This window comes from Streptomyces sp. NPDC091279, assembly GCF_044757465.1.
Taxonomy (GTDB): Bacteria; Actinomycetota; Actinomycetes; order Streptomycetales; family Streptomycetaceae; genus Streptomyces.
Genome location: NZ_JBIVVA010000005.1, coordinates 370,449 through 383,726 on the forward strand (window position 1 = coordinate 370,449; position 13,278 = coordinate 383,726).

Annotated in this window: 9 protein-coding genes and 1 pseudogene; 4 read left to right on the top strand and 6 right to left on the bottom strand. The window is 71.0% G+C overall.

Features of this window, described 5'->3' with window-relative positions; translation table 11 throughout:
• Positions 1-283: 283 nt before the first annotated feature.
• From ACIQOU_RS14970 to ACIQOU_RS14990, 5 genes and pseudogenes are all read right to left on the bottom strand, one after another.
• Positions 284-2,587 (bottom strand): HelD family protein, encoded by a 2,304-nt coding sequence (locus ACIQOU_RS14970; RefSeq protein WP_401537121.1) that lies wholly within the window; start codon positions 2,585-2,587, stop codon positions 284-286.
• Between the two features lie 126 nt (positions 2,588-2,713).
• On the bottom strand, positions 2,714-3,058 hold the full coding sequence (locus tag ACIQOU_RS14975; protein ID WP_401537122.1) for a thioredoxin family protein: 345 nt from the start codon (positions 3,056-3,058) through the stop codon (positions 2,714-2,716).
• The gene (locus ACIQOU_RS14980) at positions 3,055-3,447 is read right to left on the bottom strand and encodes a MerR family transcriptional regulator (RefSeq protein WP_401537123.1); all 393 of its coding nucleotides are present in this window, start codon (positions 3,445-3,447) and stop codon (positions 3,055-3,057) included. Before ACIQOU_RS14980 ends, ACIQOU_RS14975 begins: the two co-directional genes overlap by 4 nt.
• 449 nt (positions 3,448-3,896) lie before the next feature.
• Complete coding sequence (locus ACIQOU_RS14985) at positions 3,897-4,670, bottom strand: DUF2127 domain-containing protein (RefSeq protein WP_401537124.1); 774 nt, start codon at positions 4,668-4,670, stop codon at positions 3,897-3,899.
• A 558-nt stretch (positions 4,671-5,228) separates the two neighbouring features.
• A pseudogene (locus ACIQOU_RS14990) lies at positions 5,229-6,884 on the bottom strand (DHA2 family efflux MFS transporter permease subunit); the annotation flags it as partial.
• A gap of 128 nt (positions 6,885-7,012) precedes the next feature.
• Between ACIQOU_RS14990 and ACIQOU_RS14995 the strand changes: the two are divergent.
• Entirely contained in the window at positions 7,013-7,630 is a 618-nt protein-coding gene (locus ACIQOU_RS14995; protein ID WP_401537125.1) for a TetR/AcrR family transcriptional regulator, read from the top strand.
• Positions 7,631-7,712: 82 nt separating this feature from the next.
• On the opposite strand, the gene ACIQOU_RS15000 is transcribed toward ACIQOU_RS14995, so the two are convergent.
• Positions 7,713-9,134 (bottom strand): cation:dicarboxylate symporter family transporter, encoded by a 1,422-nt coding sequence (locus tag ACIQOU_RS15000; protein ID WP_401537126.1) that lies wholly within the window; start codon positions 9,132-9,134, stop codon positions 7,713-7,715.
• Positions 9,135-9,331: 197 nt separating this feature from the next.
• On the opposite strand from ACIQOU_RS15000, the gene ACIQOU_RS15005 reads away from it, so the two are divergent.
• The 3 genes from ACIQOU_RS15005 (at position 9,332) to ACIQOU_RS15015 (ending at position 13,236) form a co-directional block, all read left to right on the top strand.
• The gene (locus ACIQOU_RS15005; RefSeq protein WP_401537127.1) at positions 9,332-10,999 is read left to right on the top strand and encodes an ATP-binding protein; all 1,668 of its coding nucleotides are present in this window, start codon (positions 9,332-9,334) and stop codon (positions 10,997-10,999) included.
• Positions 10,996-11,694, top strand: coding sequence for a response regulator (locus ACIQOU_RS15010; protein WP_401537128.1), 699 nt, complete (start codon positions 10,996-10,998; stop codon positions 11,692-11,694). The genes ACIQOU_RS15005 and ACIQOU_RS15010 overlap by 4 nt, the downstream gene beginning before the upstream one ends.
• A gap of 165 nt (positions 11,695-11,859) precedes the next feature.
• Complete coding sequence (locus ACIQOU_RS15015; protein WP_401537129.1) at positions 11,860-13,236, top strand: extracellular solute-binding protein; 1,377 nt, start codon at positions 11,860-11,862, stop codon at positions 13,234-13,236.
• Positions 13,237-13,278 lie beyond the last annotated feature (42 nt).

Sequence of the window (13,278 nt, forward strand, 5' to 3'; positions counted from 1 at the left end):
CCACACCATCCAGCCCGTCCGGCGTTTGAGGACATCGGGCCGGGCAACTCCGGAAACCCTTACAGCGGGCGCCACCCATCCAGCCCGTCCGGCGTTTGAGGACGAGGCCCGTTCAGGGCCGAAGCGGGGGCCTGGGGGCGGCAGCCCCCAGACCTGACCAGTCACCCCGGCCCCTGAAGGGCCACCTCACCCCGGGCCCGCGAGGGCCACCTCACCCCGGCCCAGAAAGGCCACCTCACCCCGGCCCAGAAAGGCCACCTCACCCCAGGCCGGGAAGGCCACCTCACCCCCGGCCGGGAGGGCCAACCTCGGCCACCCCGGCCCATTCCGCCGGCACCGCCCCCACGCACAGCACACCCAACCGCTGCGTCGCCCGAGTCAACGCCACGTACAGATCACTCGTCCCGAACCGCCCCGGTTCCACCACCAGCACGGAGTCGAACTCCAGCCCCTTCGCCTGCCGAGGATCAAGCAGCACCACCCGCCGGGTGAGATCGGGCTCGTCCCCGGCCACGACCCCGTCGATCCGCGCGGCCAACGCCCGATGCAGATCCCGAGGCGCGATGACCGCCAACCGCCCCTCCACAGGGGTGAGTTCGACGACGGCGCCGGCGACGGCAGCGGCCAGGTCCCCGGCGACGCCCCGCACCCAGGGCCGCACGCCGGTGCTCCGGACCGAGCGAGGCGGCTCGAAATCGGGCCGCTGCGCACGAACGACCGCTGCGGCGAGGTCCATGATCTCGGCGGGCGTGCGGTAGTTGACGCCGAGCCGGACGTGGTCCCACCGGTCCTCGACGTAGGGCGTGAGGATGTCGGACCAGGAGCCGACGCCGGCCGCCTCGGCGGTCTGGGCGGGGTCACCGACCAGCGTCATGGACCGCGTCGGACTGCGCCGCATGAGCAACCGCCAGGCCATCGGGGAGAGTTCCTGCGCCTCGTCGACGATGATGTGCCCGAACGCCCAGGTGCGGTCGGCCGCAGCACGTTCGGCCGCGCTGCGGAAATCCTCCTCCTCCTGGCGTTCCGCGAACCGTTCGGCGTCGATGATGTCGTGCGCGGACAGCGCCTCGGAGCCGTCGGGGTCGCCGTCCTCCTTGTCCTCGAACTCATAGGTGCGGGAGGCGTAGGAGACGTCGAGGACACCCTGCGCGTACGCGACCTGTGTCTCGCGCTCACGCTCGGCCCGCGCCCGCGCCAACCGCTCGTCCACGCCGAGGAGTTCGGCGGCCTCGTCGAGCAACGGCACGTCCGCGACGGTCCAGACGCGGGTGACGGGTCGGCGGACGGCGTCGGCATCGTCGTCGTTCAAGTACCCCTCGGGGGAGGCGAGTAGGTCGGCGACCAGGCGGCGCGGGGTGAGGTGCGGCCACAACTGGTCGATGGCGGACCAGACTTCGGGGTTCTCGGCGAGTTCGTCACGGATCTGCGTGATGTCGCTGGGGTCGAGGAGGTTCGTGCCGTCGAACGGGTCGGTGCCGATGCGCTCGGCGACCATGTCGGTGAGCGCGTTGAGGATGTGGCCCTCGAAGTACTCGCGGGCCGCGTTGTGCGGCAGCCTGGTCTGCCGGGTGCGCTCGCGGGCGACCTGGACGAGACCGTCGTCGAGCATCAGGACCTCGCGGTCGTGCTCGATGGTGAGGACCGGGTCGGGCAGCGCCTGCCGGTCGCGAACGGCGGCGGCGAGCACGTCGGCCATGTCCGCGCGCCCCTTCACCGCGGCGGCGGCCGGGGTGTCGGTGGCCGTCGCCTTCACGCCGGGGAAGAGTTCACCGACGGTGGCGAGGAGCACGCCGGTCTCACCGAGCGCGGGCAGCACCTCGCCGATGTAGCCGAGGAACGCGGGGTTCGGGCCGACGATCAGCACCGCGCGCCGGGCGAGCAACTCCCGGTGTTCGTAGAGCAGATAGGCCGCCCGGTGCAGCGCGACGGCCGTCTTTCCGGTGCCGGGGCCACCCTCGACGACCAGCACGCCGCGATGCGGGGCCCGGATGATGTCGTCCTGCTCGGCCTGGATGGTCTGCACGATGTCGCTCATCCGGCCGGTGCGCGCGGAGTTGAGCGCGCTCAGCAGGACGGCGTCCCCGGTCGGGTCCTCGTGCCCGGTGCGGGTGGCGTCACCGAGGTCGAGGATCTCGTCGTGCAGCGCGGTCACCGTACGGCCGTCGGTGGTGAGGTGCCGGCGGCGGCGCAGGCCCATCGGGGTGTGCCCGGTGGCCAGGTAGAACGGGCGGGCGACCTCGGCACGCCAGTCGATCAGGATCGGCGTGCGCTCCGCGTCGTCGGCGCGCAGCCCGATGCGGCCGATGTGGTGGCTGGTGCCGGAGGTGAGGTCGATGCGGCCGAAGCAGAGCGAACCGTCGACGGCGTTCAGCGCGGCCAGCAGCCCGGACCGCTCGGCGACCAGGATGTCCCGCTCAAGGCGGGCCTGCATCGGCTTGTCCCCCTGGGTCAGCGCGTCCGCGACCCCGGCCTCGGTGTCCCCGCGCAGGGCGTCCGCGTGGGCATACAGGCCGTCGATGAATTCCTGTTCCCGGCGGATTTCACCGTCCGGAAATTCACTGTTTGACAATTCCACTCCCGCACGCATATACTGACCTCATCGAGCTTGTTCGTGACAATTCAAAATTAAGTCGCGAACCATTCAATATACGCAAAGAAATCCCCCGGGCGCAACGCCCGGGGGATTTCTTATGTCACCGTCGCCGTCGCCGCCTCACAGCGTGTCCTCCAGCACGTCCTCCAACTCGGCAAGCAGCCGCCGCTTGGGCCGCGCCCCGACCATCGAACGCACCGGCTCACCACCTCTGAACAGCATGAACGTCGGCATCGACAGCACCTTGTAGGCGTTGGTGGTCGCCGGATTGTGGTCCACGTTCAGCTGAACGACCCTCATCCGACCGGCCTCCTCGGCGGCCAGCGCACTCAGCACCGGCGCCATCTGCCGACACGGCGGACACCAGTCGGCAGTGAACTCCACCAGCACCGGCACCGCGGAACCGAGCACTTCATCGGCGAAATCCGCGTCGCCCACTTCGGCCACTCCCACTGCCTTGGTCATAGGGTCCCCTCCAGTTCGCACATGGGCGGCGCGTTGTCGGCGCCCCCGGCCGACGCAAGCCGTACGCCGATCTCGGCCCGCACCGCGCGCAGGTCGCCGATCAGCTCGTCCAGCTCGGCGAGCTTGCGCCGGTAGACGTCGAGCGAGGCGGGGCAGGTGTCGCCCTGGGGGTGACCGGCCCGCAGACACTCCACGAAGGGCCGGGTCTCCTCCAGGTCGAACCCGAAGTCCTGGAGCGTCCTGATCTGCCGCAACAGCTTCAGATCGCTCTCGTCATAGCTCCGGTAGCCGTTCCCGGCCCGCCGCGCGGACAGCAGCCCCCGCGACTCGTAGTACCGCAACGCCCGCGTGGTGGTCCCGCCCCGCGCGGCCAGCTCGCCAATTCGCATACCAAAGAACGTAACCCTTAACGCCAAGGTCAACGCAAGAACCCAACCCACTCACCAGCCCCAACGAAGCCCGCACCCGACAACGCCCGCGCGTGAGAAGCCAAACCACTCAGCCAACGGCCCGCCAACCCCGATAAGGGGCGCGAGGCTGTATCGATATGCGGCTCCGCCGCGCGGGCGCGACCAGCCCCAACGGCCCCGCACCCAACAACACCCGGGCGTGAGAGGCCAAACCACTCAGCCAACGGCCCGCCAACCCCGATAAGGGGCGCGGGGAACTGCGCGACCAGCCACAACGGAGCCGCACCCGACGACACCCCAGCGCAGGAAGCCAGACCACTCAGCCAACGTCCCAGCAACCCCGCAAAGGGGCGCGAGGCTGTATCGATATGCGGCTCCGCCGCGCGGGCGCGACCAGCCCCAACGGCCCCGCACCCGACAACGCCCCCTCAGCGAAGCGAACCCCCCACCCCCGCCCGCTCCTCCACCTCGATCAGGGACGCCCCCCGCCGCTCCTCCTCGAACGCCGCCCGCCCACCCCGCACCCCGAACAGCCGCTTGGCAACGGCTATGTAGACGACGGCGAGGACGTTGAGGACCAGCGTGCCGACCTTCAACCCGCTGACCTGCTCGGTGAGTTCGTAGACCTCCAGCGGAAGGAACGCGGCGGTGGCGACCACCGTCAGATACTCCGCCCAGCGCTTGGCGTACCAGAGACCGACCGCCTCGACCAGTTCGATCAGCGCGTACGCCAGCAGCAGCCCGGCGACGAGCACCAGGGTGGAGTGGTGGTAGCCGAACACCTTCTGGATCGTGCCGACGATCGGCGAGTGATCGAGGTCGTAGTGGAAGTGCCGGAACACCGGCCGCAGCACGTCGAGATACTCGTCGAAGAGCTGCCGCACCGCGTCCTGGCTGTTGCTGAACTTCCACACCGCCAGCGCGACCAGCACGATGAAGACACCGCGCACGAGCCGTTCGATCGCCAGGAACCGCAGGATGAACAGGTCCCGCAGCACCTTGCCGCGCGGCACCAGCGGGGCGTCGGCCGCCGGACCCGAGCCGTGCGGGGCGCCGAGCGCGAAGTCACCGCAGCGCAGGCACCGCCAGACCTCGCCGAGGCCGGTGTCGGCCCGCAGCCGCACCCGGAGTCGGGGGTCGTCCGGCGCGTAGGTCACGTGCCCGCGCCGGGCGCACGTCCGCCGGTCCCAGTCGATCTTCATCCCCCGTGCCTCCAACGAACGTGCCGCGCCAGTGAACCGGCGCGGCACGCTAGTGGAGCGGATTAAGAACCCGGTAAGGATTCAGCGCCCCCGGCCCCCACCCCCGTCCGACGCCTCGACGAGCCCCTTCGCCACCCCGGCTCCCCTGCCCACACCCGAGACCACGCCCGGGGTCGAGCCCGAGTCCGCGTCCGCCTCCGAGTCCGCGCCCCCATCGACGCCCCCATCGACGTCCCCCTCGACGTCCACGCCAGCGTCCCCGTCCGAGCCCGCGTGCACGCCCCCGTCCGCCGCCACGTCCCCCGAGCGCCCCTCAACAGCCCCAGCCGCAGCCGCCGTTGACGACACCCCGTCACCCGGGCCATCCGCACCCGAGCCCGCCCCGAGGGCACCGGACCCCGTCCGTTCCCCCTCGGCCCCGGCCTCGGCGTCGTTCCCAGCCGCAGCGCCAGCCGTAGCCCCGGCCCCAGCCGTGCCCTCGACCGCACCCCCCGTCGACCCGGCCCGGTCACCCGAGCCATCCGCGCCGGAGTCATCCGCCCCGGCACTCGGGCTGTCCGCCCCGGCCCCCGTCTCCCCCGTGTCAGCGGGTTCCGTGCGTTGCCTGCCCGGGAGCAGGACCCCCACCACCAGCGTCCCGATGCCCAGGACCACCGCGCCGATCAGGCTGGTGTGGGCCACCGCGTCGGAGAAGGACGCGCCGACCGCGTCGGCCATCTGGTGGGCGCCCTGGGCGAGTTGGGTGGCCTGTTCCTTCAACTGGGCCGCCTGCTGCGGGTCCGTGGCCTTCGCCGCCTGGCCCGCGAGGGCGCGCGCCTTCTCGCCGATGCCCTGCGCGACGGCGTACCCGGCGCCGACCGAGTCCTGGGCGGTGGCCAGCGTTTGGGCGGGCAGCTTGCTTCCGGCGGTGGCGTCGGCGAGGTGGCCGGAGTACGAAGTCGCCAGCAGGGAGCCGAGGATGGCGATGCCGAGGGAGCCGCCCAGTTCGAGCGAGGTGTCGTTGACGGCGCCGCCGACGCCCAGCTCGGATTCCGGGAAGGCGCCCATGATGGCGTCCGTGCAGGGCGAGAGGGCGAGCCCGATCGCGAGGCCGAGCACGATCAGCGGCGCGACCAGGTCGCCGTAGGTCGAACCGGCGTCGACGCGGGCCAGCAGGGCGAGCGCGGCGGTGCCGCCGACCATGCCCGCGGTGACCGTCCACTTCATGCCGACGCGGGGGGTGAGGTACCCGGTGAGGGCCGAGCCGACGAAGACCGCGCCGGCCAGCGGCAGCATCCGCACGCCGGTCTCGAACGCGTCGTAGCCCAGCACGAACTGGAGGTGCTGGGTGAGGTAGTAGAAGGCGCCGAAGACGGCCAGGAAGAAGAGGGCGACGGCGAGGTTGGAGCCGGCGAACCGGCGGTGGGCGAACCGGCGGACGTCCAGCACCGGGCGCGGGTGGCGCAGTTCCCACAGGACGAACGCGACCAGGCCGACGCCCGCGACGACGGCCGCGCCGATCGCCTTGGCGCCCCACCCGAAGTGCGGGCCCTCGATGATCATGTAGACCAGCGCGGCGATCCAGATGACGGAGAGCACGCCGCCGACGTAGTCGATCCGGTCGTGGTGCCCGGCCCTGGAGGGCGGCACGAGGACGAAGGCGCCGATCAGGGCGACGGCGGCGACGGGGACGTTGATGAGGAACGTCGAGGCCCAGCCGTGCCGTTCCAGGAGCGCACCGGCGACCAGCGGTCCTGCCGCGATGGCGAGCCCGGCGGTGGCGGTCCACAGGACGATGGCCTTGGCGCGTTCGGCGCGCGGGAAGGTCGCGGCGAGCAGCGAGAGCGTCGCGGGCATGATCAGGGCGGCGCCGACGCCCATGACGGCGCGGGCGGCGATGACCGTCGTCGCGCTGTCGGCGAGGGAGCCGAAGACGGCTCCGGCGGCGAACACGACGAGGCCGAGGACGAGCGCCCCACGGCGGCTGTACTTGTCGCCTATCGCGCCGAGCAGCAGCATCAGGGCCGCGTACGGGACGGTGTAGCCGTCGATGACCCACTGGAGGTCGGCGCTGGACAGGCCGAGGTCCTGGGTCATGGCGGGGGCGGCGACGGTGAGGGCGGTGTTCGCCATCACGATGATCAGCAGGCTCAGGCACAGCACGAGCAGCGCCCACCAGCGCCGGGCGTAGGGGCGGTCGGACCTCTCGACCGGTTGGTTCACGACGAGTCGCATGGCAGGGGGCCTTCCTCGGCAGACTTCCGAACGCGCGGACGCAACTGCACAACACTGAGCAATTGCACAACGATGTGCAATGTACGCTCGTTGCACAGCGCTGTGCAAGTCGGTGCGCGGGAGGCAGAATGGCCGTCATGACCACGGGTAACAGCAGCCGCGCCGATGCCAACCGCCGGCGGATTCTCGATGTCGCCCTCGCCGAGCTGCTGCGCGACCCGGACGCCTCGATGGACCAGATCGCGCGCGCGGCGGGGGTCGTCCGGCGGACGGTGTACGGGCACTTCCCCAGCCGTGAGGCGCTGATCAGCACCCTCACCGACGGAGCGGTGGCGGCGGTGGCGCGGGCGCACGCCCAGGGGCTCGCGGCGGCCGAGGGACCGGCGGAGGCGGTGGCCCGTTCCACGCTCGCCGTCTGGGAGATCGCGGACCGCTACCGCATCCTCGTCGCCCTCGCCCAGCGCAGCGTCACCGTGCAGGGCATCCGCGAGCGGCTCGCCCCGGTCCGCGCGTCCTGCGCCGAGGTGCTCGCCCGGGGTCTGGCCGACGGCGTCTTCCACTCGCCGCTGCCCGCACCGGCGTTGGCGTATGTGCACGAACAGATGCTGCTCGCGCTGATGGAGGCCGTGAACGACGGCCTGCTGGAAACGCGGGAGGCGGGCAGCTCCGCCGCGGTGGCACTGCTGACCGCGGCGGGCGTACCCGCCTGTGACGCCACCGACCTGGTGGCGAAGCTGAACTCTTGAGTGGGGAAGCAGGGAAAGAGGGGGTGCCGGGCGGCTGAGTGGACGGGGGGGGAGTCCCTCAGCCGCCCGGCGGGAGGGAGGGTCAGGCCTTGGTGAGTTCCTTCTCGTCGCCCTGCTCCTGCTGCGGGCTCCCGGAACCGTCGGTGCTGTCGGTGCCGTCGCTGGCCTCGGTGGCGCCGTCGACGTCGTCCTCGTCGAGCATCGTCGTCTCGTCGAACGGCAGCTCGCCGCGGAGCACCTTCTCGACGCGCTCCTTGTCGATCTCCTTGGTCCAGGTGCCGACCAGGACCGTGGCGATGGCGTTGCCCGCGAAGTTCGTCAGGGCGCGCGCCTCGCTCATGAAGCGGTCGATGCCGACGATCAGGCCGACGCCGTCGACCAGCGCGGGCTTGTGCGACTGGAGACCACCGGCCAGCGTCGCGAGACCGGCGCCGGTGACACCGGCGGCGCCCTTGGAGGCGACCAGCAGGAAGAGCAGCAGCGGGATCTGCTCGCCGATCGACATCGGGGTGCCCATCGCGTCGGCGATGAACAGCGACGCCATCGTCATGTAGATCATGGTGCCGTCGAGGTTGAACGAGTAGCCGGTCGGGACGGTGATGCCGACGACCGGCTTGCTGATGCCCAGGTGCTCCATCTTGGCGATGAGCCGCGGCAGCGCCGACTCGGAGGACGACGTCGACAGGATCAGCAGGAACTCACGGCCCAGGTACTTGCAGAGCGCGAGGACGTTGACACCGGCCACCAGCCGCAGGATCGCGCCCAGGACGATGAAGACGAAGAGGAAACAGGTGATGTAGAAGCCCAGCATCAGGACCGCGAGGCCCTTGAGCGCGTCCACGCCCGCCGAGCCGACGACCGCGGCCATGGCGCCGAAGGCACCGACCGGGGCGGCCCACATGATCATCGAGAGGATGCGGAAGACGAGGCGCTGGACGTGCTCGATGCCGCGCAGGATCGGCTGGCCCTGCTTGCCCATGCCCTGGAGCGCGAAGCCGGCCAGCAGGGCGATCAGGAGGGTCTGGAGGACGTCGGGCTGGGTGAACGCCGAGACGATCGTGGTCGGGATGATCCCGAGCAGGAACTCGGTGGTGTCCTTGGCCTCGGGGGCGACCTGGGCCTGACCTGTCTCCTTGATCGCCTCGGTGATGTGCAGACCGGTGCCGGGCTCCAGAATGTTGCCGACGACCAGGCCGATGGCCAGCGCCACCAGGGACATCACCATGAAGTAGGCCAGGGCGATACCGCCCACCTTGCCGACCTTGGCGGCCTTGCGCACCGAACCGATGCCCAGCACGATCGTGCAGAAGATGATCGGCGAGATCATCATCTTGATCAGGTTCACGAAGCCGGTCCCGATCGGCTTCAGCTCCTGGGCGAAGCCCGGGGCGGCCAGACCGACGACGATGCCGATCGCGACCGCGCCGATGACCGCGATGTACAGATAGTGGGTGCGGTCCCGCTTCGCGGCGGGGGTGGCGGTTGCCGTAGGCGACGTCGTCACGGCTGCCTCCTTGACATCTTCGTCGGTAGGACCGGCGTGCGGCTCACGTCCGGACGGGGTGCAGAGGGAGAGGAATCGAGCAGTGGCCTGAACCAGTCGTACTGCATCCGTATTGCGGTGACTATCTCCCGCCCTGTGAGGGCGGTCACCCTTCCGTTCATTTAGTTCACGCTTAACGTGCGAGGCACACTGACGACATGAACATCCGCGTCCTGAGACCGCGCAGCCTCGCCGGGCAGCTGTTCGCCATGCAGGCGGTACTGATCGCGGTCGTCGTCGCCGGATGCGCGCTGTTCAGCTATGTCAGCGACCAGCGCCAGGCCCAGCAGGCGGCGGGGCGCCAGGCGCTGGCGGTGGCCCGTTCGGTCGCGGACTCCCCCTCGGTGCCCGCGGCGATCCGCACCGCCCACCCCTCCACCGCGCTCCAGCCCTACGCGCTGCGGGTGATGCGGGACACCGACGTCGACTTCATCACGATCATGAATCCGCAGGGCATCCGCTGGACCCACCCCGACCCGAGCCAGATCGGGCAGCGCTTCCTCGGGCACATCGACCGGGCCGTCGCGGGCCACTCCTTCACCGAGACCTACACCGGCACCCTCGGCCCGTCCGTCCGCGCGGTCACCCCGGTGTTCAACGGCGACGGCAGGGTCGTCGGCCTGGTCAGCGCCGGCATCAAGGTCGAGGCGATCAGCGAACGGGTCCGTGACCAGCTGACCGCGCTGCTCGGCGTCGCCGCCGGTGCCCTGGCGCTCGGCGCGATCGTCACCTACGGCCTCAACGCCCGGCTGCGCCGTCACACCCACGGCATGAGCGCGGCCGAGCTGAGCCGGATGCACGACTACCAGCAGGCCGCGCTGCACGCGGTGCGTGAGGGGCTGCTGATGCTGGACGGGCAGTACCGTGTGGCGCTGATCAACGACGGGGGGCGGGAGCTGCTCGGCGTGCCGTCCGAGGAGGCCGTGGTGGGAGAGTCGGTCGCGGACCTGGGGCTGCCGTCCCCTCTCACGGGGGCGCTGCTGTCGTCGGAGCCCCGGGTGGACGAAGTGCATCTGACGGCGGACCGGGTGCTGGTCGTCAACACCTCACCGGTCTCGGGCGGCGAGCGCCGGGGCACGGTGGTCACCCTGCGCGATGTCACGGAGTTGCAGTCCCTGATGGGTGAGCTGGACTCGGAGCGGGGTTTCACGCAGGCGCTGCGGTCGCAGGCGCACGAGGCGGCGAACCGGCTGCACACGGTGGTGTCGCTGATCGAGCTGGGCCGCGCGGAGGAGGCCGTCGACTTCGCCACCGCCGAACTGGAACTGGCGCAGGCCCTCACCGACCAGGTGGTGGCCGCCGTCCATGAACCGGTGCTGGCCGCGCTGCTGCTCGGCAAGACCGCCCAGGCCAACGAACGAGGCGTGGAACTGGTGGTCTCCGAGGACAGTGGTCTCGACGACGGGCTGTTGCCGCCGTCGCTGCCCGCCCGTGACCTGGTCACCATCCTGGGCAACCTGATCGACAACGCGGTGGACGCGGCCCAGGGCAGCGCCGCGTCGAAGGTGACGGTGACGGCCCGCACGGACGCCGCCGAGCTGGTGCTCAAGGTGGCGGACACCGGCGCCGGGGTCGACGCCGACCATGCCGAGCTGGTCTTCCAGCGCGGGTTCTCGACGAAGCCGTCCGGGCCGGGCGGGCGGGGCCTGGGTCTCGCCCTGGTCAGCCAGGCGGTGCACCGGCACGAGGGCACCTTGTCGGTGGCGGAGGCGAGCGGCGGCGGCGCGGAGTTCGAGGTACGGCTCCCGCTGCGAACGACGATGAAGGCGCCGCCCGCGACCACCACCGGGGCTCGGTCGGACATAGTTCCCGGAGGCAAAGCGTGACCAGTGCTCCGCTCATCCGTGTGCTGGTCGTCGAGGACGATCCGGTGGCCGCCGACGCCCATGTCCTGTACGTCAACCGGGTCCCCGGCTTCACCGCCGTCGGCAAGGTCCACACCGGCGCCGAGGCCCGCCGGATGCTGGACCGCACCGGCATCGACCTGCTCCTGCTCGACCTGCACCTCCCTGATGTGCACGGGTTGCAGCTGGCCCGCTCGCTGCGGGCGGCCGGCCATCACGCCGACGTGATCGCGGTGACGTCGGCCCGGGATCTGGCGGTGGTCCGCGAGGGCGTCTCCCTCGGCGTCGTCCAGTACGTCCTGAAACCCTTCACCTTCGCAACTCTTCGTGACCGTCTCGTTCGGTACGCGGAGTTCCACGCGTCGGCCGGCGAGGCCAGCGGCCAGGACGAGGTCGACCGCGCCCTGGCGACCCTGCGCGCCCCGGGTCCTGCGGCGTTGCCGAAAGGTTTGAGCGGGCCGACGCTGGAGCGGGTGACGGGGGCGCTGCGGAACGCCGACGAGGGGCTCACGGCGGCCGGGGTCGCGGAGGCGGTCGGGATCTCCCGGATCACGGCCCGGCGTTATCTGGAGCACCTGGTGGAGGCGGGCCGGGCGGGGCGCAGCCCGCTGTACGGGCAGGTGGGGCGCCCGGAGCTGGTCTACCGCTGGGGCAAGGGGAGCGCGCCGGGGCGGTGACGCGCCCGGGGTGCGCGCGGGCGCACCCGGACCGGCGGCCCGCCTCCCCCGCCCTCCGCGAGACAAACCCCGCACACGCATTGACCTGACCTGACGGTTCCTCCTACGTTCGCCGGGCAACCATCTCGGCCGACACCGTCGTCAGTCCCGTAGGAGGTCGCGTCCGTGCGTATCGTCGCCGTCCGTTCCCCGCTGACCGCCCTGCTCGCACTCGCTCTCTCCGGCGCCGCCCTGACCGCCTGTGGCGGGGGGCCGGGCGCTGATCCGGACACCGTGAAGATCTCCTACAAACAGTCCACGGACAACTCGGTCCAGGTGATGGACGATTACCTCGCCGGCGTCAAGAAGCAGTTCGAGGCGGCGCACCCCGGCAAGAAGGTCGAGCTGATCCCGGTCAAGGCGCCGGACTCGGAGTACTACACCAAGGTCCAGCAGATGCTGCGCTCCCCCAAGACCGCCCCGGACCTGGTCTACGAGGACACGTTCCTCATCAACTCCGATATCACCAGCGGGTACTTGAGACCGCTCGACGCCTATCTGTCGGCGTGGCCGGAGTGGAAACAGTTCTTCGCCACGGCGCGGACGGCCGCGCGGGCCGAGGACGGCAGGACGTACGGCGTCCCGGACGGCACCGACACCCGGGGCCTCTGGTACGACCGGGACCTCTTCAAGAAGGCCGGTCTGCCCGCCCGTTGGGAGCCGAAGACGTGGGGCGACGTGCTCGCCGCCGCCCGCACGGTCCGCGAGAAGGTCCCCGGCGTCACCCCGCTCAACGTCTACACGGGCAAGCCCGCCGGTGAGGCCGCCACCATGCAGGGCTTCGAGATGCTGTTGTACGGCACCGGCGACGGCCGCGCCGATCCGCTCTACGACAGGGCGTCGAAGAAGTGGATCGCCGGGAGCCAGGGGTTCAGGGACGCGCTGTCCTTCGTCGAGACCGTCTACCGGGAGAAGCTCGGCCCCGACCCTTCCACCGCGCTGGACCCCAACATCCAGACCATCGTGCGCGGAGAGCTGCTGCCCCAGGGCAAGTTGGCGATCGACCTGGACGGTTCCTGGCTGCCGCAGGACTGGTTGACGGGCGCGGGACATGAATGGCCCGACTGGTCGCAGAAGTTGGGGCTGGCCGCGATGCCGACCCAGCACGGCCAGGCGCCCGGCAAGGTGAGCATGTCCGGCGGCTGGACCTGGGCGATCCCCGCCAAGGCCGGCAACCCGGACCTGGCGTTCGCCTTCATCACGACGATGCAGACCAAGGCGAACGCCCGGAAGTGGTGCCTCGCCAACTCCGGTATCGCGGTGCGCAAGGACGTCGCCGCCGACCCCGGGTACGTGCAGGCGCAGCCCGGCATCAGGTTCTTCACCGACCTGGTCGCCAGCAGCCACTACCGGCCGGCCTACCCGGCCTATCCGAAGGTCTCCACGGCGATCCAGGAGGCGATGGAGGGCGTGACGACGGGTGACACGTCCGTGGCGAAGGCGGCGAGCGGCTACGACGACGCCCTCAAGGACGCCACCGACAACCAGGTCGTCCACCGGTGACGGGCGGCGAACGCCGGTGAAGGCGCCGACCTCGCGCATACC

Coding starts and splice junctions, on each gene's coding strand:
- ACIQOU_RS14970 (WP_401537121.1), bottom strand. CDS start 2,587: ATGCGTGCGGGAGTGGAATTGTCAAACAGTGAATTTCCGGACGGTGAA.
- ACIQOU_RS14975 (WP_401537122.1), bottom strand. CDS start 3,058: ATGACCAAGGCAGTGGGAGTGGCCGAAGTGGGCGACGCGGATTTCGCC.
- ACIQOU_RS14980 (WP_401537123.1), bottom strand. CDS start 3,447: ATGCGAATTGGCGAGCTGGCCGCGCGGGGCGGGACCACCACGCGGGCG.
- ACIQOU_RS14985 (WP_401537124.1), bottom strand. CDS start 4,670: ATGAAGATCGACTGGGACCGGCGGACGTGCGCCCGGCGCGGGCACGTG.
- ACIQOU_RS14995 (WP_401537125.1), top strand. CDS start 7,013: ATGGCCGTCATGACCACGGGTAACAGCAGCCGCGCCGATGCCAACCGC.
- ACIQOU_RS15005 (WP_401537127.1), top strand. CDS start 9,332: ATGAACATCCGCGTCCTGAGACCGCGCAGCCTCGCCGGGCAGCTGTTC.